This is a genomic window from Aggregatimonas sangjinii (genome assembly GCF_005943945.1).
GTDB classification, from domain to species: domain Bacteria; phylum Bacteroidota; class Bacteroidia; order Flavobacteriales; family Flavobacteriaceae; genus Pelagihabitans; species Pelagihabitans sangjinii.
Map to the genome: position 1 here is coordinate 624,775 of NZ_CP040710.1, position 22,671 is coordinate 647,445.

Annotated in this window: 19 protein-coding genes and 1 tRNA gene; 16 read left to right on the forward strand and 4 right to left on the reverse strand. The window is 41.8% G+C overall.

What is annotated here, in order from left to right:
• The 16 genes from FGM00_RS02525 to FGM00_RS02600 all read left to right on the forward strand — a co-directional run bounded on the left by FGM00_RS02525 (nucleotide 1) and on the right by FGM00_RS02600 (nucleotide 18,333).
• Nucleotides 1-333, forward strand: coding sequence for an FtsL-like putative cell division protein (locus tag FGM00_RS02525; RefSeq protein ID WP_138851399.1), 333 nt, complete (start codon nucleotides 1-3; stop codon nucleotides 331-333).
• On the forward strand, nucleotides 323-2,329 hold the full coding sequence (locus tag FGM00_RS02530) for a penicillin-binding protein (protein ID WP_138851400.1): 2,007 nt from the start codon (nucleotides 323-325) through the stop codon (nucleotides 2,327-2,329). The genes FGM00_RS02525 and FGM00_RS02530 overlap by 11 nt, the downstream gene beginning before the upstream one ends.
• Nucleotides 2,326-3,789, forward strand: a complete 1,464-nt coding sequence (locus FGM00_RS02535; protein ID WP_138851401.1) for a UDP-N-acetylmuramoyl-L-alanyl-D-glutamate--2,6-diaminopimelate ligase — start codon at nucleotides 2,326-2,328, stop codon at nucleotides 3,787-3,789. Before FGM00_RS02530 ends, FGM00_RS02535 begins: the two co-directional genes overlap by 4 nt.
• Before the next feature lie 104 nt (nucleotides 3,790-3,893).
• Nucleotides 3,894-5,114 carry a phospho-N-acetylmuramoyl-pentapeptide-transferase gene (mraY, locus tag FGM00_RS02540; RefSeq protein ID WP_138851402.1) on the forward strand — a complete coding sequence of 407 codons (1,221 nt, stop codon included), beginning with the start codon at nucleotides 3,894-3,896 and terminating at the stop codon, nucleotides 5,112-5,114.
• Nucleotides 5,115-5,153: 39 nt separating this feature from the next.
• Nucleotides 5,154-6,545 carry a UDP-N-acetylmuramoyl-L-alanine--D-glutamate ligase gene (gene murD, locus FGM00_RS02545; protein WP_138851403.1) on the forward strand — a complete coding sequence of 464 codons (1,392 nt, stop codon included), beginning with the start codon at nucleotides 5,154-5,156 and terminating at the stop codon, nucleotides 6,543-6,545.
• 3 nt (nucleotides 6,546-6,548) lie between these two features.
• On the forward strand, nucleotides 6,549-7,763 hold the full coding sequence (locus FGM00_RS02550) for an FtsW/RodA/SpoVE family cell cycle protein (protein WP_138851404.1): 1,215 nt from the start codon (nucleotides 6,549-6,551) through the stop codon (nucleotides 7,761-7,763).
• Complete coding sequence (murG, locus tag FGM00_RS02555; RefSeq protein ID WP_138851405.1) at nucleotides 7,750-8,844, forward strand: undecaprenyldiphospho-muramoylpentapeptide beta-N-acetylglucosaminyltransferase; 1,095 nt, start codon at nucleotides 7,750-7,752, stop codon at nucleotides 8,842-8,844. The genes FGM00_RS02550 and murG overlap by 14 nt, the downstream gene beginning before the upstream one ends.
• Before the next feature lie 66 nt (nucleotides 8,845-8,910).
• The gene (gene murC / locus FGM00_RS02560) at nucleotides 8,911-10,263 is read left to right on the forward strand and encodes a UDP-N-acetylmuramate--L-alanine ligase (protein ID WP_138851406.1); all 1,353 of its coding nucleotides are present in this window, start codon (nucleotides 8,911-8,913) and stop codon (nucleotides 10,261-10,263) included.
• Entirely contained in the window at nucleotides 10,253-10,972 is a 720-nt protein-coding gene (locus FGM00_RS02565; RefSeq protein WP_138851407.1) for a cell division protein FtsQ/DivIB, read from the forward strand. The genes murC and FGM00_RS02565 overlap by 11 nt, the downstream gene beginning before the upstream one ends.
• Before the next feature lie 3 nt (nucleotides 10,973-10,975).
• The gene (gene ftsA / locus FGM00_RS02570) at nucleotides 10,976-12,316 is read left to right on the forward strand and encodes a cell division protein FtsA (protein ID WP_138851408.1); all 1,341 of its coding nucleotides are present in this window, start codon (nucleotides 10,976-10,978) and stop codon (nucleotides 12,314-12,316) included.
• A 32-nt stretch (nucleotides 12,317-12,348) separates the two neighbouring features.
• Nucleotides 12,349-14,292 (forward strand): cell division protein FtsZ, encoded by a 1,944-nt coding sequence (ftsZ, locus tag FGM00_RS02575; RefSeq protein ID WP_138851409.1) that lies wholly within the window; start codon nucleotides 12,349-12,351, stop codon nucleotides 14,290-14,292.
• Between the two features lie 135 nt (nucleotides 14,293-14,427).
• Nucleotides 14,428-14,877: a GatB/YqeY domain-containing protein gene (locus FGM00_RS02580; RefSeq protein ID WP_138851410.1), complete on the forward strand. Its 450-nt coding sequence runs from the start codon at nucleotides 14,428-14,430 to the stop codon at nucleotides 14,875-14,877.
• A 78-nt stretch (nucleotides 14,878-14,955) separates the two neighbouring features.
• Nucleotides 14,956-15,029: transfer RNA gene (locus FGM00_RS02585), tRNA-Arg, on the forward strand.
• 298 nt (nucleotides 15,030-15,327) lie between these two features.
• Nucleotides 15,328-16,449, forward strand: coding sequence for a helix-turn-helix domain-containing protein (locus tag FGM00_RS02590; RefSeq protein ID WP_138851411.1), 1,122 nt, complete (start codon nucleotides 15,328-15,330; stop codon nucleotides 16,447-16,449).
• 83 nt (nucleotides 16,450-16,532) lie between these two features.
• On the forward strand, nucleotides 16,533-17,489 hold the full coding sequence (locus FGM00_RS02595; RefSeq protein ID WP_138851412.1) for an NHL repeat-containing protein: 957 nt from the start codon (nucleotides 16,533-16,535) through the stop codon (nucleotides 17,487-17,489).
• A gap of 202 nt (nucleotides 17,490-17,691) precedes the next feature.
• Nucleotides 17,692-18,333: a DUF4253 domain-containing protein gene (locus tag FGM00_RS02600; RefSeq protein WP_138851413.1), complete on the forward strand. Its 642-nt coding sequence runs from the start codon at nucleotides 17,692-17,694 to the stop codon at nucleotides 18,331-18,333.
• A gap of 313 nt (nucleotides 18,334-18,646) precedes the next feature.
• Here the strand turns inward: FGM00_RS02600 and FGM00_RS02605 are convergent, their stop codons facing one another.
• The 4 genes from FGM00_RS02605 to FGM00_RS02620 form a co-directional block, all read right to left on the reverse strand.
• Entirely contained in the window at nucleotides 18,647-20,374 is a 1,728-nt protein-coding gene (locus FGM00_RS02605) for a TolB family protein (protein ID WP_138851414.1), read from the reverse strand.
• Between the two features lie 71 nt (nucleotides 20,375-20,445).
• On the reverse strand, nucleotides 20,446-20,628 hold the full coding sequence (locus FGM00_RS02610) for a hypothetical protein (protein ID WP_138851415.1): 183 nt from the start codon (nucleotides 20,626-20,628) through the stop codon (nucleotides 20,446-20,448).
• Between the two features lies 1 nt (nucleotide 20,629).
• Complete coding sequence (locus FGM00_RS02615) at nucleotides 20,630-21,955, reverse strand: alpha/beta hydrolase (protein ID WP_138851416.1); 1,326 nt, start codon at nucleotides 21,953-21,955, stop codon at nucleotides 20,630-20,632.
• Nucleotides 21,956-22,019: 64 nt separating this feature from the next.
• A complete protein-coding gene (locus FGM00_RS02620) occupies nucleotides 22,020-22,670 on the reverse strand; it encodes a hypothetical protein (RefSeq protein ID WP_138851417.1) in 651 nt (216 codons plus the stop codon).
• Between the last annotated feature and the right edge of the window lies 1 nt (nucleotide 22,671).

The following is a 22,671-nucleotide window of genomic DNA, read 5'->3' on the forward strand; positions in this document are numbered from 1 at the left end:
GTGAAAAATGGCTTATTGGACATCTTGAAAGGAAAGTTCTTGGTGAGCGGAGATGCGCCAAAGAATTGGCTTTTTATCATTTTCGCCTCTTTTTTGGCGGCCGTCATGATCGGAAGCAGTCATAGCGCCGATGCCAAAGTGCATAAAATCGCTGCTTTGAACGAAGAGGTAAAGGAACTAAGAAGTCAGTTTGTAGATGCCCATAAAGATGTGCAAAAACTAAAACTGGAAAGTAAGATTACCGAGATACTGGAGAAGGAAGAAATATATCCTTCCGAAATTCCACCAAAAAAAATTAGAGTAAAATCAATTAAGGAAGACCGTGGCCGTTAAGGAAAAAAACATATTGAAACGATTGTATTTCGTTGCTGGCGGCATGTTTTTGTTCGCCATCGCCGTTATGGCCAAATTGGTGAGCATTCAGATGGTCGATGGTGAGAAATACCGCGATTTGGCCGAGGAACGTACTTCCAAAATGTTTACTATCGCTCCCAATCGGGGCAATTTGTATTCCGATGATGGCAGTTTGTTGGCTACCTCCGTTTCCCGCTATACGATACGTTTTGATGCGGTTACGGTAAGCAACGACGATTTTAAGGAAAATATTTTGCCGCTGTCCAACGCACTTTCCAAAATGCTGGGAAAATCCTCCTCGCACTACCAGCAGCTGCTCAGAAAGGCAAAAGTGAACAAGAATCGATATGCTTTAATCGCTCGTAACCTCGACTATTCCGATTATGTGGCCATCAAGGAATTCCCCTTATTTGAGAAGGGGCCGTATCGCGGTGGTTTGATCATTGAGCAGAAAACGGTCAGGGAGCATCCATTAGGGAAAATCGCGGAACGAAGTGTGGGATATGAACGGGTCGATGAGAATGGCTATTACACCAGGGTAGGTCTCGAAGGCGCTTTTGGGGAATACCTGCGGGGTACAGAAGGCAAGCGTTTGAAGCAGAAAATCGCCAAAGGCCAATGGAAGCCTATCGGGCAGGACAACATCATCGAACCAAAAGATGGCTATGACGTATTCTCTACCATAGATGTGAACATACAGGACATTGCCCATCATGCCCTATTGGGACAATTGGAGCATTACAAGGCAGAGCACGGCAGTGTTATCGTTATGGAGACAAAAACAGGCGAGGTGAAAGCGATTTCGAACCTTGGGCGTACAAGCGATGGCAAATATTACGAGCGTTTGAACTATGCTATCGGTGAGTCGCACGAACCGGGGTCTACTTTTAAATTGATGAACCTTGTTGCCGCCCTTGAGGATAAGGTAATCGACACGAGCACCATAGTAGATACGGAAAAAGGGTACTGGAAAATTTACAAACATAGGGTCAAGGATTCAAAACATGGGGGCTACGGTAAAATTTCGATGGCCAAGGCCTTTGAGGTTTCCTCGAACACGGCTTTTGCCAAAATGGTACATAACGGTTATAAGAAATCGCCGGCTAAATATGTAAACCGTCTGATGGCAATGAATTTGCATCGCGAGCTTGGCCTTCCCATAAAGGGAGAGGGCAAACCGGTGATTCGGTATCCTGGTGACAAGGGCTGGTCCGGACTTTCATTGGCCCAGATGGCCTATGGGTACGAGGTTGCGATGACACCCTTGCAAACATTGACGTTTTACAATGCCATTGCCAACGATGGTAAAATGGTGAAACCAAGATTGATCAAAGAAGTTAGGGAATGGGATCAAACGATATTGAAATTCGATACCGAAGTGATCGATGCTTCCATATGTTCCAAAGAGACTGCCAAGAAGGTAAAAGATCTACTAAAGAATGTAGTGGAAAAGGAACATGGTACGGGCCACGGGCTGTATTCACCGAATTTCTCCATGGCCGGAAAAACGGGGACCGCACAGAAAAATTATGCATCCAAAGACCCCGATAAGCTCAAATACATCTCAACTTTCGCCGGCTATTTTCCTGCCGATAATCCAAAGTATTCCTGTATTGTGGTTATACACGAACCGGATAAAAGTGTAGGATATTATGGAGCTGACGTTTCCGGACCGGTCTTTAAATCGGTAGCACAAAAGATATATGCGAACTCGCCTTTGATCGATGAGGTTGAGATGCCCAAACGTACGGACAAGCACCTAAACTCCAATTTTCAAAAATATTATGCCGAGGCCCAAAAGAAGTATAACAAAGTGCCTAACGTAAAGGGTATGAGCGGTATGGATGCCATATCGATACTCGAAAATCTTGGTTTACAGGTCGAGGTTAAGGGTAATGGCAAAGTAAGAACACAATCGGTATCTAAGGGTACAGATATCAATAAGGTCAACAAAATAGTCCTGGAATTGTCATGAAGGCACTCAAAGACATATTATATGGAGTAGGACTTTCCGCGGTAAGCGGCAGTACGGCTATTCTCGTCAACTCGATCTGCTTCGATTCGAGATTGGTGGGTATGGATGATGTCTTTATCGCCATAAAAGGAACATTGACCGATGGGCATAATTATATAGACCAGGCTATTGCCAGTGGCGCTAAAGCCGTAGTCTGTGAATCTATGCCGGACAAGCTGATTAACGAGGTTACTTATGTAGAAGTCACCAATGGGAATGCGGCCTTGGCGATCACGGCATCCAATTTTTATGGTAATCCATCAAAAAATCTGAAGTTGGTTGGGGTGACCGGTACCAACGGAAAGACCACCATAAGCAGTTTGTTGTACCAATTGTTCAAAAAGGCGGGTTTCAAAGTCGGGTTGATATCGACCATTAAGATTATGGTCGATAACAAGGAGTATGCAACCAGCCATACTACTCCGGATGCATTGACCATCAACCGTCATTTGGCACTTATGAACGAGGCTGGTGTCGAGTATTGTTTTATGGAGGTGAGTTCACATGGTATTCATCAAAAAAGAACCCAGGGATTGGTTTTCGAGGGAGCCATTTTCAGTAATCTGTCCCATGACCACCTAGACTACCACAACACCTTTGCCGAGTATCGTGATACTAAGAAAATTTTGTTCGATGAGTTGCCAAAAGGAGCTTTCGCATTGACCAATATCGACGATAAGAATGGTTTGGTGATGCTGCAAAATACCAAGGCCAGAAAATACACTTATGCCCTAAAGACCTATGCCGATTATAGGGCACAGATTTTGGAAAATCAGTTTGATGGGCAACTGCTGAAGATCAATGACAACGAATTGTGGTCGAAATTGATCGGACACTTCAATGCCTATAATATGTTGGCCATTTATGCAACTGCCGATTTATTGGGGCTTGAAAAATTGGAGATTCTAAGACTGTTGAGCGAATTGGACAATGTAGATGGAAGATTTCAATATTTCATATCAAAAGAGAAAATAACTGCCATAGTCGATTATGCCCATACGCCGGATGCGCTTAAAAATGTGCTTGATACTATCAACACATTGAGAACTGGAAATGAAAACGTCATCACCGTTGTGGGGTGTGGTGGCGATAGAGACAGGTCGAAGCGCCCGGTTATGGGTCATATCGCCTCGGAGATGAGCAACAAGGCGATCTTTACTTCCGACAATCCCCGTTCCGAAGTCCCGCAGACGATTATCGAAGAAATGGAAAAGGGCGTAGAACCCCATAACACTAAGAAGATATTAGCTATTGAAAATAGGAAACAAGCCATAAAAGCCGCCTGTCAAATGGCCGTAGCCAATGATATTATACTGGTTGCCGGAAAAGGCCATGAGACCTATCAGGAAACCAATGGTAAGCGCGTGAATTTCGATGACTTTAAGATAGTCAAAGAAATTTTGAAAAGCTTGGATAAATAAATTTAGAGAGAAGACCTGCCTGCCGGCAGGCAGGGACAAGAGAGAAAAAATAATAGAAAAGAGAGAAGCAATACAAATAGTAAACTAAACAATAAATAGCAACGATGCTGTATTACCTGTTCGATTATTTAGAGAAGCAATACCAAGTGCCAGGGGCAAGTTTGTTCGCCTTTACCACTTTTCGTGGGGCATTGGCCATACTGTTTTCGCTATTGATCGGCGCAACCTATGGTAAGCGCATTATCTTGTTTTTGCAAAAACAGCAAATCGGGGAGACCATTCGCGACTTGGGCTTGGAAGGTCAAAAGCAAAAGGCCGGAACACCGACCATGGGAGGTATTATCATCATCATTTCTACCCTAATTCCCGTTCTGCTTTTAGCGCGTTTGGATAATATATACGTGATACTACTTATTGTAACGCTCTTGTGGATGGGCCTTATCGGTTTTCTTGACGATTACATTAAGGTATTTAAAAAGAACAAGGAAGGCCTCAAAGGTCGCTTTAAGGTGCTCGGTCAGGTAGTACTGGGACTTGCAGTCGGGGCAACATTGTTCTTTCACTCGGAGGTAACTATGCGGGAGCGCAATAAGACCATTATAACCGAGCAATTGGTCGTAGAGGAAATTGAGGGAAAATCGATTAAATCAACACGTACTACGATTCCTTTTATGAAAAATAATGAGCTCGACTATGGCGATTTTATATCATGGGCCGGCGAGGGCGCTGAAAAATATGCTTGGTTGGTTTTTATTCCGATAGTAATCCTAATCGTGACCGCCGTTTCCAATGGCGCGAACCTTACCGACGGTATCGATGGGTTGGCTGCAGGAACTTCCGCCATTATCGTATTTACACTCGGGGTGTTCACCCTTGTTTCGGGTAATTACAATTTCTCCGATTATCTCGATATCATGTTCATACCAGGGGTTTCCGAATTAGTGGTTTTTATAGCTGCTTTTCTTGGAGCGTTGGTGGGTTTTCTTTGGTACAATACTTTTCCCGCACAAGTTTTCATGGGCGATACGGGAAGTTTAACTATCGGCGGCGTTATCGCGGTCATTGCCATCATCATTAGAAAAGAACTATTGATTCCTCTTATGTGCGGAATCTTCTTTGCGGAATCGTTATCCGTGATTTTGCAGGTAGGCTATTTTAAGTATACCAAGAAACGATTGGGTGAGGGCAAACGCATTTTTCTGATGTCCCCGCTGCACCATCATTATCAAAAAAGAGGCTATCACGAAAGTAAGATCGTAACCCGGTTTTGGATTGTAGGAATTATTCTGGCCATTCTTTCGATTGTGACGCTAAAGGTGAGATAAGGCCCATCCCTGGCCCTTCCCTCAGGTAAGGGAGTATATATGAAGGAGAGAAAAAAACATAAGAGTGAAATCATCCCCTCCGAGGGGGGAACGAGACGGCCCCTGCTAGTAATTTTAGGTGGAGGTGAAAGCGGAGTAGGCACGGCCATTCTCGGAAAAAAAAAAGGATATGAAGTGTTCGTATCCGATAAAGGAAAACTAAAGGAAAAGTACAAAAACGTTCTTGAGCATTTTGAAATTGATTGGGAAGAATCGACCCATACGGAAGCCAAAGTCTTGAATGCCGATATCGTCATGAAAAGCCCTGGAATTCCCGATACGGTACCCTTGGTAGTAGCGTTGCACGAAAAAGGCATACCGGTGATTTCTGAAATCGAATTCGCCAGTAGGTATACCGAAGCTACGATTATCGGTATTACAGGGAGTAACGGTAAAACGACTACCACCATGTTGGCAAATCATATTTTGGCGGCAGGAGGATTAAACGTTGGTATGGCTGGAAATATCGGAGATAGTTATGCTAAAATGGTAGCGGAAAAAGACTATGGGTTTTATGTCTTGGAAATCAGCAGCTTTCAGCTTGATGGTATCCGTCAGTTTAGACCACATATCGCCATCATTACCAATATCACACCAGACCACCTGGACCGGTACGGGTACCAATTCGAAAATTACATTGCTTCGAAATTCCGTATTGCCCAAAACCAAACGTCGGAGGATTATCTTATTTACGATGCCGATGATGAGGTAATGGTCGACTGGCTTGAAGCCCACCCGGTCAAATCAAAATTAGTGCCTTTTTCGCTTGAAAAGCAAGTTGAGCAAGGCGCACATATCAAAAACAACCAAATAGAATTAGTAATAGCGAATAACACATTTAGAATTATGACCGATGACCTAGCCCTTGAAGGAAAACACAATATAAAGAACACCATGGCGGCGGCACTTGCGGCGAAGCTCGTAGGAATACGTAAAGAGACTATTCGCAATAGTGTCATGAATTTTCAGGGCGCTCCGCACCGACTGGAGAAGGTCCTGAAAATAGCCCATGTGCAGTATATCAACGATTCAAAGGCAACGAATGTGAATGCCACTTTCTATGCGCTTGATAGCGTGTCGGCCTCTATTGTCTGGATAGTCGGCGGTGTAGATAAAGGCAATGATTATCGGCAGTTGATGCCTTTGGTAAGGGAAAAGGTAAAAGCCATCATCTGCCTGGGGTCCGATAACACCAAAATCAAGGAAACCTTCGGTAATGTGGTTGATTTGATGGTAGAGACCTTTGCTATGGAGGAAGCGGTCAAAGTCGCCTACAAAATAGGGGAGCGAGGCGATACGGTATTGCTGTCACCGGCATGTGCCAGTTTCGATTTGTTCAAGAATTACGAAGATCGAGGGAATCAGTTTAAGGAGGCCATAAAAAATTTATAAGCGATGTTGGCATTGTTCAAGAACATAAAAGGGGATAAGGCACTTTGGGCTGTTGTAGCCCTCTTGGCGTTATTTTCGTTTTTGCCGGTCTACAGCGCGAGTAGCAATCTCGTGTATGTCGTGGGCAAGGGCACGACCATGGGGCATTTAATGAAGCATGCGTTTCTATTGGTTCTGGGCTTTGGCATAATCTACGGGGTTCACCGGATTCCAACGCGATTTTTTAAAGGTCTTTCGATCATGGCCTTACCCATCGTATTGGTATTGTTGGTGTTTACCTTGGCGCAGGGTACGACCATAGGCGGTGCCAATGCAAGCCGATGGATCAGTATCCCTTTGGTGGGCATTACGTTTCAGACCTCAAATTTGGCGGCCGTGGTTTTAATGATTTACGTGGCCCGCTATTTGACCAAAATCAAGGACGAGGCCGTAACGTTCAAAGAAAGCCTCATACCACTTTGGTTACCTGTTTTTTTGGTTATCGCATTGATTCTCCCAGCGAACTTCTCAACAGCGGCCATTATTTTTTCAATGGTTTTATTGTTGTGTTTTTTAGGGGGCTACCCATTTAAGTACTTAGCCGGAATTGTTGGTGCGGGAGTGTTATGTCTGGCCTTGTTCATTCTTACGGCCAAAGCTTTTCCAAGTCTCTTCGAAAATAGGATCGACACTTGGGAAAACCGTATCTCCAATTTCACCGATGGGGGCGATACCGAGGCGGATTATCAAATTGAAAGAGCCAAAATCGCCATTGCCACTGGCGGTATCATGGGTAAGGGCTCGGGCAAGAGCATACAAAAGAACTTTTTGCCTCAGAGTTCCTCCGATTTTATCTATGCCATTATCATAGAGGAATATGGTTTGGTCGGCGGGTTCCTTTTGATGTTCTTTTATTTACTGTTCCTGTTTAGGATTGTAGTGATCGCCAATGCCAACAAGACCATTTTCGGAAAATTACTAGTGCTGGGCGTAGGCCTTCCCATTATTTTTCAGGCATTGATCAATATGGCCGTGGCAGTGGAATTATTTCCGGTGACCGGACAGACCTTGCCGTTGATCAGTAGTGGAGGTACTTCAAGTTGGATGACATGCTTGGCCATTGGAATTATCTTGAGTGCCAGCGTAAAGGAGACGGCGCGAAAACGCAAAAGTACCAGTTCAAAGCTGGATAATATGGATATGACCAATCCTTTAGAAGTATTGAGTGGGCAATTATAAGTTCATATTGTCCGGTGGCGGAACAGGAGGGCACATTTATCCGGCAGTGGCGATTGCCAATGAATTGAAGCGAAGGTATCCCGATGCCGATTTCCTATTCGTGGGTGCCAAGGATCGTATGGAGATGGAAAAAGTACCCAACGCGGGATACAAGATAGAAGGTTTATGGATTACAGGGTTACAACGGAAACTTACCCTTAAAAATGCAATGTTTCCCATAAAATTGATCAGCAGTTTGTTCAAAGCAGGTAAAATAGTGTCCCGATTCAAGCCCGATGCGGTGGTGGGTACCGGTGGTTTCGCCAGTGGTCCTTTGCTCCGCGTGGCCTCAGGCCGAAAAATACCCTGTGTGCTGCAGGAACAGAATTCCTATGCAGGCATCACGAACAAGTTGTTAAAAGATAGGGTCGCCAAAATTTGTGTGGCCTACGATGGTATGGAACGATTTTTCCCCGCGGATAAAATCGTAAAAACCGGTAATCCGGTACGAGGCGATCTGGTGTCAATGAAAACCGAAAAGGCCGATGCATTGCGATTTTTCGACTTGGACCCGAACAAGCCGGTCCTGTTGATTCTTGGCGGAAGCTTAGGGGCAAGGCGTATTAACCAGCTGATCGAAAAAGAACTGGACTATTTTAAAAGTCTCGGTTTGCAGTTGATTTGGCAGTGCGGAAAACTGTATATAAATGACTATAAAAAATACAATTCGGATAGCGTGAAAGTCTATGATTTCCTGAACCGAATGGATCATACCTATGCCGCCGCCGATATCATCATTTCAAGGGCAGGGGCAGGTTCGGTTTCCGAACTATGTATCGTAGGTAAGCCAACGATTTTCATTCCGTCGCCCAATGTGGCGGAAGACCATCAAACCAAGAACGCCGAAGCGTTGGTCAAGGAAAATGCGGCCATTATGCTTAACGAATCCGCCTTGGAAGAACAGTTCGAGACGGTATTTTCGGAGGTAATGCGGTCTGATGAAAGACAAACGATGTTGAGCGATAATATCAAAAAATTGGCCATGCCAAATGCCACAAAACACATTGTAGACGAAATAGAAAAATTATTGAGGACGGCGTAGATGCGCGACGCGTATTGTGCGTAGAGGCGCCATGCATCGCGCCTCTACGCACGGCAATCGAAATAAATGGATTTAAAAAAAATACATAACGTATATTTCATAGGGATTGGTGGTATTGGCATGTCCGCCTTGGCCCGGTATTTCAAGTTCTTGGATAAAAATGTGGCTGGTTATGACAAGACAGACACACCTTTGACCAATGAACTATCGGAAATGGGCATTGCCATCCACTATGAGGATGATCTTTCAAAGGTTGACCAAATGTATAAGGACGCCGGTTCGACTTTAATCGTTTATACCCCGGCCGTACCGAGTCAACATTCGGAATATAGATTCTTTGTGAACAACGATTTTCGGGTGCTTAAACGATCGGAAGTATTGGGTCTCGTCACCAAAGAAACGTTCTGTTTAGCCGTTGCGGGCACCCACGGTAAGACCACCACCTCATGTATTCTCGCCCATCTACTAAAAGAGACCGAAACCCCATTGACGGCTTTTTTAGGAGGGATTTCAGAGGATTTCAATAGTAATTTTTTCTTTTCGGGCCATACGACTTCAGTGGTCGAGGCCGATGAGTTCGATCGCTCTTTCATGCGACTGTTCCCCGATGTGGCCTGTATCACATCAATGGATGCCGACCATTTAGATATCTATGGCAATTCCGAGGAACTACAACGATCCTTTAGGGAGTTTGCTGGCAAAATTGGGGACCAGGGTAAACTCTTTGTCCGTAGTGGTTTGCCCATTAAAGGCACTACCTACGGTATTGAAGACGATTCCGATTATTGTATAAAGAACATTAGCATAGCACAGGGTACTTATATTTTTGATTTGATTACCCCCAAGGGCGATTTCAAGGGGTTAAAGTTCAGTAAGCCTGGCAGACATAACCTATTAAACGGTTTAGTAGCATTCGCCATGGCGGTAGAGACTGGTGCAGACTCTGAACGTCTCTCTCAAGCATTAAATACGTTCAAGGGCGTGCAGCGGAGGTTTTCGTATAAAATCAAAACCAGTGATTTTGTTTTTATAGATGATTATGCGCATCACCCAACGGAAATCAATGCCATATACCAGGCCGTGGCCGAGATGCATCCCGAGCGAAAGACGTTAGTGGTCTTTCAACCGCACCTTTTTTCGAGAACACAGGATTTTGCCGACGATTTCGCGACCAGCTTAGCACAATTCGATAGCGTGCTCTTGTTGGAAATTTATCCGGCCCGGGAAAAACCTATTGATGGCGTGACCTCGAACTGGTTGTTGGGCAAGATTGAAAATCCGGCCAAAAAAGTGGTTTCGAAGGCGGAACTCATCCATGAAATAAAAAAACAAAGTCCAGAAATTCTCATCACTCTAGGAGCAGGGGATATTGGACTGGAAGTAGCAAAAATAAAAACAGAATTGGAGTATGCATCGTAATTTGAATTATATAAAATTGGTGGCCCTGTTGGCTATAATTAGCGGACTTTACGCGTTTTCCTCGCACAGGAGTGCTAGTAGAAATATCGATGGTATTACGGTTGAGTTCGTTGGTGACCAAAATTTATACATCACACAGGAAGCGGTTAATAAATTGTTAATACAAAAATTCGGTGGGTTCGAAAACGTGCCCAAAGAAAAATTAGTTTTGAATGCCATGGAAAAGGTTCTCCAGACCAATGAAATGGTAAAAAATGCACAAGTTTATCTGACAGTCGATGGTAAACTTGAGTCTAAAATAGTGCAGCGCAGACCAATTGGACGCGTAGAATCAGCGACTAAATTCTATGTAGACGATGAGGGCAAACGTATGCCGCTATCCTTGAGTCATTCAGCTAGAGTTCCGATTATCACTGGTGAAGTTACGGGTGAAAGCCTCGAGGACGTGTATGAGATCTTGAAGTATATCAACGAAGATGAGTTTCTAAGAAAGAATGTCATCGGCATTCACATTCAGGCGGTAGACAAGTACCAATTAAAGTTCAGGGTAGAGAATTTTGTAGTGAGCCTCGGAAGTATCGATAACTTGGAAGAGAAGTTCAACAATTTCAAGGCCTTTTACGCCAAGGCTGATAGGGATGATACATTGGAAAAATACAAAGTGGTAAGTCTAGAATTTAACAATCAAGTGGTGTGCACCAAAATTTAAAGTATGGAAATAGGTAATTATTCAGTCGGGTTAGATATCGGTACAACTAAAATCGTCGCCATAATCGGGAAGAAGAACGAGTACGGCAAAATCGAGGTATTGGGTATCGGAAAATCGAAAAGTTTGGGTGTTCATCGCGGAGTGGTCAACAACATTACCCAGACGATAAAATCCATTCAGCAGGCCGTGGAAGAGGCGGAAGTCAATTCCAACCTTAAAATCGGTTCCGTGGTCGTGGGTATCGCGGGGCAGCACATCAGGAGCTTGCAACATAGCGATTACATTACCCGTGCCGATTCGGAAGAGGTCATCAACGAAGATGATTTGGATAAGCTATGCAATCAGGTATATAAATTGGTGATGCTTCCAGGAGAGGAGATCATTCACGTACTACCACAAGAGTACAAGGTTGATGGTCAAGCCGAGATCAAAGAGCCTATCGGGATGTATGGAGGTCGCTTAGAGGCGAACTTTCATGTTGTGGTCGGTCAGGTTTCCAGTATAAAAAATGTAGGCAGGTGTATTAAAAGTGCTGGTTTGGACCTTGGAAACATCACTTTAGAACCGTTGGCGTCTTCCGATGCCGTGCTGAGCAAGGAAGAAAAAGAGGCGGGTGTAGCACTGATCGACATAGGAGGGGGTACGACCGATTTGGCCATTTTTAAGGACGGGATAATTCGCCACACCGCGGTAATTCCTTTCGGAGGCGGAGTTATAACGGAAGACATCAAAGAAGGGTGTTCCATTATTGAAAAGCAAGCGGAGCTATTGAAAATGAAATTCGGTTCTGCTTGGCCTGGTGAGAACAAGGATAATGAGATTGTTTCCATCCCTGGTTTAAGAGGTCGGGAGCCTAAGGAAATCACTTTGAAAAACCTTTCTAAAATCATTCATGCCAGGGTGGTCGAGATTATCGAGCAGGTATATGTCGAGATCAAGAATTACGGTCATGAGGAGCAAAAAAAGAAATTGATTGCAGGTATTGTACTTACCGGGGGAGGAAGCCAATTAAAACACCTCAAACAATTGGTCGAGTACATTACGGGTATGGATACCAGAATAGGCTTTCCGAACGAGCATCTGGCAGGGGATTCGGATTCTGAAATAGCGAGTCCGTTGTACGCCACTGCCGTAGGCTTACTCATGAATGCCGTGCAAAACGAAACAAAGGCAAAACCATCGCAGGACAATATGGGCGAGGCCAATGTTGAAGTCGAGAACGAACTGGTTATAGCCGGTGAGGAAAGTGAAATGGTAGGTGCCCAAGTACAACAAAAAGAACGTAAATCGGTGTTCGACAAATGGTCCGAGAAATTGAAGGACTTTTTAGACAACGCAGAGTAACATATTAAACTATAAACCAGTAAAAAAATACTATGAGCAATAACACGGAATTTGACGGAATATCGTTTGATCTGCCAAAGCATCAAAGCAATGTAATAAAGGTAATCGGCGTAGGTGGAGGTGGTAGCAACGCCATCAATCACATGTTTCAGTCTGGAATCAACGGGGTGGATTTTGTCATCCTGAATACCGATTCGCAGGCATTGAACAATAGTTCGATACCCAATAAGATCCAATTGGGTGTTTCCCTTACAGAGGGTCTTGGTGCAGGAGCTAACCCGGAAGTAGGGGAGCAGGCTGCCATGGAAAGTATGGAGGATATTAAAGGTATGTTGGATGTCACAACTAAAATGGTGTTCATTACGGCAGGTATGGGCGGGGGAACAGGAACTGGTGCTGCTCCCGTAATCGCCAAGCAAGCAAAAGAAATGGGCATCCTTACCGTGGGGATCGTTACCATGCCTTTCTTGTTCGAAGGTAAGATGCGTTGCCAACAAGCTCAGTTGGGTATCGAGAAATTGCGTGCAAATGTAGATTCCTTGATCGTCATCAATAATAACAAACTCCGTGAGGTTTATGGTAATCTTGGTTTTAAGGCCGGGTTTTCTAAGGCGGATGAAGTGCTTTCGACCGCTGCTCGCGGTATTGCGGAAGTAATTACACATCACTATACCCAAAATATTGACCTGCGTGATGCAAAAACGGTACTGTCCAATAGCGGAACGGCCATTATGGGTTCTGCCGTGGCCACTGGTTCGGCAAGGGCCAATGAAGCCATCATGAAAGCCTTGGATTCGCCACTGCTGAACGACAATAAGATTGCCGGTGCCAAAAACGTGCTATTACTCATCGTTTCGGGGTCACAGGAAATTACTATCGATGAAATTGGCGAAATCAATGATCATATTCAAGTTGAGGCCGGTCATGGGGCGAATATCATTATGGGTGTTGGTGAGGATGATGATTTGGGTGAGGCCATCGCGGTAACCGTAATCGCTACCGGATTTAATGTTGACCAGCAAGATACCATCGTAAATAGTGAATCAAAGAAAATAATACACACTTTGGAAGAGGGCCAAAAGGCACAACGTGATTTGACGCCTAAACCTATCGTACATCATTTGATCGATGATACCGTGATAGATGAGCCGATTTCAAAGCGAGTGAACGAGGCCGATGTGGTTGATTTGGATTTGGGGATGGATTTGATTCCGACCACGAACTACATTAAAAACTTCAATGTATTTTATGAGGAAGTAATCGAGGAAGTTGCCAAGGTGGGAGCGGAAGAGGATGATTTCATTATTATAGAAACAACACCGGCTCTAAGCAATATCAATGTGGTGGATGCGGAAGAGGTTGGCGCTTCAGGTACCGAAGAAGACCAATTCGCCATCAGTTTCGATATGCCATTATCGAATGCTTCGGAAAAGGAAGAAGCTGAAAACACCGTAACTTTTAGTTTAGAGGAAGAAGATGATGTAAAAGACTTGAAAGTAAACGACCACATTGAGGTGATACCCGTTCTGGAATACAATAAGAACGGCGAAACACGCTATAGTCTTGACGATTACATGGAGATGGAAAACGAGCTTGAGGGAGCCAAACCGAAAGCCGAAGCGTTCGAGCCAAAAATAGTGGAAGAAGAATTGGTTTTTGAAAAGAAGGTGGTAGAAGAGGAAGAAGAGCCCCAAAAGGTGGCGCATGTAGACCCGATGGATAGCCCGATCGAGGCTTTGCTGCGGGAAAGGGCCGATGAGCGTAGAAAGAAGCTCAAAGACTTCAACTACAAATTCCAAAACAACATCAACAGTATCGATGAAATCGAGAAGGAGCCCGCCTACAAAAGGCAGGGTATCGATTTGAGCGACACGCCAAAAGAAAACAAAGTATCTCGAACTACTTTGAGCGAGGATAGCAATGACGAGATCCAATTGCGATCTAACAATTCGTTCTTGCACGATAACGTAGACTAATAAAACGTTACACCTTAACTAAACGGACCCGAAAATCTTTTCTATTTTCGGGTTTTGTTTTTTTAGAATTTTAATAGGTCGGAGGCTTGTTCGAAGACAGTTTATTTTTATCTTCGCAATCCAATTTAAAAACGCATGGGCTTACAGGATAAGGTAATGGAGCAGATGAAAACCGCGATGAAGGCAAAGGATAAAGTTGCCTTGGAATCATTGCGTGCCATCAAATCCGCTTTGCTTCTGGCCCAGACCGAGGCTGGTTCCGGCGATGGACTCTCGGAGGAAGAAGAGGTGAAGTTGGTGCAAAAATTGGTAAAACAGCGAAAAGACAGCGCCGCTATATTTCAGGAGCAAGGTAGAAATGATTTGGCCGAACCGGAGTTGGCTCAAGTAGCCGTAATCGAGCAGTTTTTACCGGCGCAGTTGAGTGAAGATGAAATCGAAAAAGTTGTGGTTACCGTTATCGCCAATACCGGAGCGGAAGGCATGAAGGATATGGGCAAGGTCATGGGAATGGTTTCCAAGCAATTGGCCGGACAGGCCGATGGAAAAACGATTTCTACCATTGTGAAAAGTAAGTTAGCTTGAATTATAAAGAGTTACAGCTGCAGAAGGTGTTAACCGTAATACTGTCAGCTGCCACTGCTTACTAATAACTAAATATAAGGCCGCGTGGCGCAACTGAATAGCGCATCAGATTTCGGCTCTGAGGGTTGGGGGTTTGAATCCCTCCGCGGTCACTACAAGCAGAAAACCATGCCTTTTTAGGCATGGTTTTTTGTTTTGCGAAAAGATGGAAAGCGATAGCTTTCAAATCTTGTAGCAAAACAAAGCACCAGAGCGAAAGTGACCTCCTCCCGTATTTAGGTACCGGTCATAACTAGAGAATCTGGGCTGAACTTAGTTTAACGTAAAACCTGTCCTAATGAATGGGCTATGCTCATTCTAACTTCTAAACTAAGAACTGGTGCGTTTGTATAGATTCGGTCGTTGAGAGTATGGTAAAAGAATACATTTGACAAAATTTTTAAGATTTCTGTGGGGAACTATAATTTCATTGATGTTTTATTGTTACTAGGAATAGCGCAGGGTTTTTTTCTTGGTGTTACACTTCCCATAGTCCATCAAAGGAATGTAAAAGCCAATAAGGTCTTGTCTGTACAACTCATACTTGCCTGTCTGACGTTGTTAACGCGACTGGTGGTTTATAAAGCTGAGGAGTTCTGGTTGATTCAACGTTTTGTGCTTCTTGAGCCTTTAATTTTTGTTTTTGGCCCTCTGGGTTATATTTATCTAAAGCGCCTGCTTGAAAAAGACCGAGAAGAGTTTGTACTATCTTGGCACTATTATGTTCCTGCCGTATTGTATCTATCCTATCTGATTTTTATCAATACCTATACAAGTCAGGAATTTGCACGAAGTTTAAGTTCAGGTGACTTTAGGATTCCTTTTTTTATAGCTGAATTAGCCGCTTTACTTTTTAACTTATATTTTTGGTATTTGAGTGCCCATTTCTTTTCAAAGGTTCTCAAAAAAGAAAAAGAACAGCTTTCGTTTTCGCAAACCGCCCTTGGTTTTGTAAAAGTAATTTTGGTCTGTACTGGCGTAATTCTATTTGCCTGGTCGCTGAGTTTTTGTAGTAACCACTTTTTTCGAATTGCTTTTCCTGTTGTGAACTACAATCTGGTTTGGATTTCTATTCCCGTTTTGATTTACATAGTGGGATATTTTGCATTGAGACAGCCGGAAATATTTAGAGTCTCTGCGATTGAGGAAAAAAGTAAAACCGCCATTAAACCCGTAATGGATGAACAAGAAATTCAAAAGTTGCGACGTAATTTAACTGAACTCATGATAAATGAGAAAGTCTACTTGCACAACGAACTTACTTTGGTAGAACTTTCCCAACTTCTGAATACTTCAACCAATAAACTGTCTTGGTTTCTTAACACGGTCCATCAATCCAATTTCTATGATTTTATCAATGGATATCGAATCAAGGCATTCGTGGCAAAGTTGGAACAAAATGAGCATAAGGCAAAAACGCTTTTCTCCTTGTCGATGGAAGTAGGTTTCAATTCCAAATCAACATTTAATAAGGCCTTTAAGGCCAGTTTGAACGAAACACCAAGCAGTTATATTAAAAAGTTAGCTGGCTGACCATTTTGTTCTAGGCTATACAGACGGTCGATTTTCCAAATTATCTACAGTAAGATTGTTCCTTAAACCGAAATAACAATCTTATGAAAACAAGTAAAGGAGTTCAAAAAAACAACATGGTTTATGTGATGATTGTGACATGCATATTTATACAATATTCATGTTCCGATTATTATGAACAATTATTTGAAAGAAAATCCAAAAATGCCAGGGTAGAAACTTTGGTACAGGATTTTCAGGCAAGTGATGGACTTTCAGTAGATAAGAACGGTACTATTTTTGCCAGTAACTATGCAGGTTTTATGGGTACGGAAGTCTTAAAAGTGAACCCAAGAACAGCGACCGTAGAAGTAGCCGTTAATGACCTTCGAGCACCAACCGGAAATGTGGTCGACAGGTTCGGGAATATCTTCGTTGTCAATAATGTAAGAAGGCTTAGTCCGGATTCGAACGAATTGCAAGGTGATGTACTGAAAGTTTTGAAAGATGGTACGCGCACTGTCATTGGAACCTTACCAGGTTTTCCTTCGGGTATTACACTGGATCATAAAGGCAATGTATATGTTTCCAATTTTTATTTTTCAGGAGTTCATAAGATTACCCCGGATGGAGAAGTGAGCGTCTTTGTACAAGATGACCGACTGTACGGAGGAGTAGGAATTGATTTTGACAACAAGGGTAATCTGTTCGTCGGTAATTTTTCTACAGGGGATATTTTAAAAATTAGTCCCGATAAATCGCTGGAAGTATTGGCAACCATCCCTACCGTTCGTGAAGGTTTTGTCATTGGCTACATCACCTATTTTGGAGAATCAATTTTTGCTACGGCTGTCGGCGAACATGTAATTTATAGGGTTTCCATGTCCGGAGAGGCCAAAATATTCGCGGGATCAGGTATTCAAGAATCTGTGGATGGTAAGCTGATGGAGGCTTCATTCGACACACCAAATGGTATTACGGCAGATCCCAAGCGAAAAGTGTTATACGTAACCGAAGGTGGGGAAAGTGCTGGTGCGCTTAGGGTTTTAAAGTTCAAATAACCGTTTCCATATTTTCAATGAACAGACTTAAATGGGGAGCCGGTTATATCAAAAAACCTTGCTCCCCATAGATTTTGTTCTAAAAAAAGAGACTGAAGTCAAGGAACGAGAATAGTTTTCGGGCTATTTATCATCATATTTCTGCGTCTAAAATTTTTAAAATATTTTCTGTAGGTATTAAATAAATTCAATGAATTAAGAAATGATAAAAAACAACATACTATTAATAACATTTGCTCTACTCGGTTTAATCGGTGCCCAAGCACAAGAATTAACCAAGAAAGAAGTGCTCCTGGCAGACAGTCTGGAATTTGACAAGGATATTTTAAAACTTGTACGTTCACAGACCACAGCGACTTTTAGAGGAATTCCAAAAAATGATCGATATGAATATCCCGCCGTAGTTCTTACTATTGAGAGAAACAAAGCAAGTAAGCTTATAGACGAACTCATGCGTATAAAACATCGATTGAAGACTAAGGGTTACATTATTTTCACGAGCATGCGAAGTGATGACGGCGAGACAGATGAAGTACGCATTGTCAAAACCGATGACCCACTCTATCCCATTAAATATATGGATACACAGGGTTCTTTTCCTAAGTTATCTAATGAACAAATTTTCGATAAGATAGAAAGGTGGTATGGCAGAAAAGGTTGTGTGGTTATAGGTGCCGGACCGGACTGGATAGCAGTAAAATTTGTCTTGCCCCTTGAAAATACAGACGAATTTGCTAATGATATGATTAACTTTTGTCCAGCTTTGGAAAGTGTTTACAGAGGGGCAGAAAGGTTAGCGGCAAAATTAAAGGAAGATAATCCTAAAATTTTATTGGAATGGTAGTTCTAATATTGAACCTACCTGGATTTATTTTAGTTATTGTCAAATGAGAGCCAGTGCTATTTGGATATTTTTCAAATTCTAAAACTTTACGTTTGTAGTAATTTTCTATTTGCAAAGGGGAGCTTCGAGGTAAGGACGCAGCCAATCCCAAAACACTTAAGCGGAACGATGAAAGCGATTGCTTTCAAATCTTGCGGAAAAACAAAGCATCAGAGCGAAAGTTCGCGGTTTTCTTGTGAAGAAATTATAAAAGTTGCTCAGATTAGCTTCATAACTACTTTGAATATTCTCCAAACCGGTAGTAGCTATAGATTTATTGTTTTGGTTTTGCTTTATAAATGATTTCAGTACTTACCCAATAGATATTGGCTAACCCATTCTTTCCAGCTCTTTCATCCCTGCCAAAAAACAAATACTTACCATCTGGAGTAATTCTTGGGCCTTTTTCATTAAAGCTAGAATTTATGGTGGCTCCAAGATTTATGGGTTTTGTCCACGCGCCATCATTTTGTTTAAAACAAGCATAAATATCATTGTCTTTTCGCTCTTTATCTTGACTTTTTCCAGTGAATATCAGATAATCTTGGGATGGTGAAATGAATGCATGATGGCCAAATTCGTGTTTAACTTCCTTTGGCTCTAAAAATTTACCATTTACAAAAGGGATAAAATATGTTTTGAATTTTGACAAATTGAAATAATAAAGGTCTCCGTTTTTAGCTTGGTTGGGAAAAAATACCAAGTCATCATTTATTGGTGAATCAAGTATTATTGCTTCACTCCAAGAATCTTTTAAACGATTTGCAAACCAAATTTTTTCATCCGTAAAAGCCTCGTCGAAAGCTGTGAAATAAATCCGTTTACCATCAGGACTAATGAATGGATGCATTTCTTCCTCTTTTTCTCCCTTGGTAAAATCCATTTTTTTAATGGGAGTCCATTTATCATCTTTGAGTTTTGAGAAATAGATAGCTGTTGCATCGTCTTCATTATCGGCTGCGAAATACATTTCTTTCAGATCGGGAGAAAACGTAACGGTGCCTTCGAACCTTCCATCAATTGAGACCATACCGGGAGCAAAGACTTCAGGAGTTAAATCAGGTGGTTTTTGACCAAAATAACGATTTTCAGGGTTTGAAGATCTTGGTCTTATCTTATCAATAATTTCTGTGCTCACCCAGTACACATTTGATGACTCATCTTCGTTGGATCTATTATAAAACAAATATTTGCCATCTGGCGTAATACTCGGGCAGGATTCGTTGAAATTAGAATTTACTTCGTTTCCAAGAGGTATTGGTTTTGTCCATGTACCGTCTTTTTCCTTGAAGCAGACATAAATATCTTGGTCTTTATTTTCTTTGTTTCGAGTATAGACTAGCAAATACTCTTGAGATGGGGAAATAAACCCGTGATGACCAAATTCTATTTCAACTTCATGTACTTCAGGAAATTCACCATTTCTGTTAGGTGCATAATACATTTTTTCTTTTGAAATACTAGTGTAATAAAGATCTCCGTTTTTAGCTTGATTAATGTAAAAAGCGATGTCATCATTAATGGGTGAATCAAGCTGTATTGCATCACTCCAAGAATCCCCTAAACGGTTTACGTACCAAATTTTCTCATCCGAAAAAATAGAATCAAAAGCTGTGAAATAAATCCTTTTGTCATTAAGGCTAACAGATGGATATATTTCCTCATTTTTTCCCCCATTGGTAAAATTTGCTTTTCTAACGGGAGTCCATTTATTACTTTTAAGTTTTGAGAAATAGATAGATGATGCTTCTTCATCTTTTTCATGAGCCGAAAAATACATTTCATCTAAATCAGGAGAAAACGAAATAGTCGATGAATTCCTTCCGTTTATTGAAACAATTCCAGGAGCAAAAATTTCAGGTATTAAACCAGGAGGTTTTTGTCCTAGATAAGATTCTTTTTTTGTTGAATTATTCTCTTTTGAGTTCGATTTTTTAGTATTGCAAGCCTTCAAAAAAAATCCTAATACTAATGCGGAAAATATAATAATGTAATTCCTCATTGTTCGATTTGTTTTAATTGATGTCAATATCAATTTAGATAGTGAAGTGTGAAAAACCATTCTTCATAAACCTATTTTTTAAATAGAGCTATCAAAGTAATTACAAACCCAATAGCAGAGCACCATACACCCCAGTCAGGATGATTGCTAAATGACAGAAAGCCTGTAATAAGCAATGTATTTCCAAAGGCAATCCATCCTTTCCTTTTCTTGACTCTCTCTTTTATTATTCCTAAAGATGTTATTGTCTTCATTCTAAATTTTTTCTAAAAAACTTAATACTGTTTTCCAGTATTCCTCTGCTCCTTTTTGACCTGTCCATAGGGCTTTCGACCCGTGAAATCCATCAGATTCTGGAATGAACTGCGATTGGTTTTCCTGTAATGACACGTTTCCCAGAAGAGACGTCAGAGCGGCTGCTTCTGCTTTGGATGACGTTACTAAGAACGGTTTATCCGCTTTTGCAAAAGCGCTACTCAAAGAGGGTGCCGCATCACCAAAATAATCACCAGGACTAAAGGCGATTATGGCCTCTACCTTATCATTTGAAACGCCTTCCAATAAAGCCAAGCTCGACGAATAGGAACTTCCCCAAACGATAACTTTCTTCTCGTATTTCTTGTTCAAAAAGTCTATTGCAGCTTCAATATCTTGTTGTGCATCAATATATTCCGTTGGCAAACCATTTTCTTTGGCTCTGTCTGCGGTAATATTTGGTTTATCTGCAAAGTTTCCGCCCGAGCGTTGGTCAATTGCCAAGCAGTTGTAGCCCATCTCATTTAGTTTGGGGGCGATGTCGGCATACTCAAAACGGTTATAGCCTGCTTGGTGGCAAAGCAGTATAACTGGATTGTCCTTCCCAATTTCATAAAGGTTACCGTTCACCAAAAGTCCGTCTGCAGTTTCAAACTCAACCTTCTTTGGCTGGTATTTTTCACCTAAAACATCTGAATTTGGAAGCTGGACACTTTCCTTCATTTTCTCCTGGGCTTCTAATTCCATTTTAATTAGGTTTTCTATCAACTCAATACGCGTGAATTTGTCTTCTTTGTCAAAATAAACGTGTGACTCACGAATACCCAATTCTTCAAAATCATACTTGATTTTGACTTTTCCTTTCTCGCTTTCAAGTATGGTCATTGCATTCAGTTTGGGTAAATTGGCAAAGATATTAGCAAGTATCGCTGGTGTATTTGCAACAGGGATCGGGTCAAATTTCAAAGCTGGACTCACATACGCTTCTATGGGGCTAACAGATTTTTGAATAAAGCTTTGTTCAAAAGCATCTATTTGTTTTGAATAATCCTGAGCCATAGTACTTAATCCTGTACTAAGGGCGAGCAGTAAAATTGAAATTTTTTCAGACCCATTTTTACCAATTGATCTCTTTTTTAAGGTAGGCAGCAAGAACAGTAATGCACCAGTTAAAAATAAATAATTTGGCATATCTTCTTCTATAAAATGGCTTGCCGACAATAAGCCGATAATTTTCAACAGGATAATTCCTCCACCTATTACGATTAGAATAAAACCTATCTTTTGAATTGTCTTAAAATCTCTGAATTTTGTTGATGTGTTCATCTGAATTTAGTATTGTTTGCCCAGTAGGTTACAATTCGCTCTTCAGAATTACACTTTCAAAGATTTATTTTTCTTCGAGGTCCTTCAAGTTTGATTTTAATTGATTGAGGTAGTTGCCAAACTTCATTTTTTGCTCAATTCGGGAAAGGAAATAAAAGATAACGGCACTAATACTAACTACACCGATAATCAAGAAAGACATCTGTAGAGTGCCTTCAACGAACCCTTTAGAATTGTTGACCAAATAGCATATCCAACCCAATGCAATGGAATTGAATACTACACTGGAATACACGTTGAGTTTAATCGCTTGTCCCATTATACCAATAAATCTTTCTAAGGACAGTTTAACACTTGTCGGCCTCACTTGGAAATTTTGAATCTCTCGAAAAGCCTTAAAATTCCAAGACAACATTGCAGACATAAAGAGAATGATATTTGCCAAGAAAATCCTGTTATCGATATCGTCAAAGATATTTTCTAGGAAGGTGAATTTTTCTGGTGTTATAAAAGAACCAGTAAGCATCACAATACCGCCTGCCAAGGTGAGACCGCCAAACGTGAACTTGAAGTACATTACTCTTTTTATTTTGCCCAGTACAGATTTAGAATCATTTTTGATGTATTTCCCCACCACGAACTCATCGACCTTGTCTTGTGAGATTGTTTCATCTACTACCACATCCCAAACCGATTTTAATTCCAATAGTTCCATC

Excerpts from the sequence above, each read along its gene's own strand:
- FGM00_RS02535 (WP_138851401.1), top strand. The coding sequence starts at position 2,326 with ATGAAGGCACTCAAAGACATATTATATGGAGTAGGACTTTCCGCGGTA.
- mraY (WP_138851402.1), top strand. The coding sequence starts at position 3,894 with ATGCTGTATTACCTGTTCGATTATTTAGAGAAGCAATACCAAGTGCCA.
- murD (WP_138851403.1), top strand. The coding sequence starts at position 5,154 with ATGAAGGAGAGAAAAAAACATAAGAGTGAAATCATCCCCTCCGAGGGG.
- FGM00_RS02550 (WP_138851404.1), top strand. The coding sequence starts at position 6,549 with ATGTTGGCATTGTTCAAGAACATAAAAGGGGATAAGGCACTTTGGGCT.
- murC (WP_138851406.1), top strand. The coding sequence starts at position 8,911 with ATGGATTTAAAAAAAATACATAACGTATATTTCATAGGGATTGGTGGT.
- FGM00_RS02565 (WP_138851407.1), top strand. The coding sequence starts at position 10,253 with ATGCATCGTAATTTGAATTATATAAAATTGGTGGCCCTGTTGGCTATA.
- ftsA (WP_138851408.1), top strand. The coding sequence starts at position 10,976 with ATGGAAATAGGTAATTATTCAGTCGGGTTAGATATCGGTACAACTAAA.
- ftsZ (WP_138851409.1), top strand. The coding sequence starts at position 12,349 with ATGAGCAATAACACGGAATTTGACGGAATATCGTTTGATCTGCCAAAG.
- FGM00_RS02580 (WP_138851410.1), top strand. The coding sequence starts at position 14,428 with ATGGGCTTACAGGATAAGGTAATGGAGCAGATGAAAACCGCGATGAAG.
- FGM00_RS02595 (WP_138851412.1), top strand. The coding sequence starts at position 16,533 with ATGAAAACAAGTAAAGGAGTTCAAAAAAACAACATGGTTTATGTGATG.
- FGM00_RS02600 (WP_138851413.1), top strand. The coding sequence starts at position 17,692 with ATGATAAAAAACAACATACTATTAATAACATTTGCTCTACTCGGTTTA.
- FGM00_RS02605 (WP_138851414.1), bottom strand. The coding sequence starts at position 20,374 with ATGAGGAATTACATTATTATATTTTCCGCATTAGTATTAGGATTTTTT.
- FGM00_RS02610 (WP_138851415.1), bottom strand. The coding sequence starts at position 20,628 with ATGAAGACAATAACATCTTTAGGAATAATAAAAGAGAGAGTCAAGAAA.
- FGM00_RS02615 (WP_138851416.1), bottom strand. The coding sequence starts at position 21,955 with ATGAACACATCAACAAAATTCAGAGATTTTAAGACAATTCAAAAGATA.
- FGM00_RS02620 (WP_138851417.1), bottom strand. The coding sequence starts at position 22,670 with ATGGAACTATTGGAATTAAAATCGGTTTGGGATGTGGTAGTAGATGAA.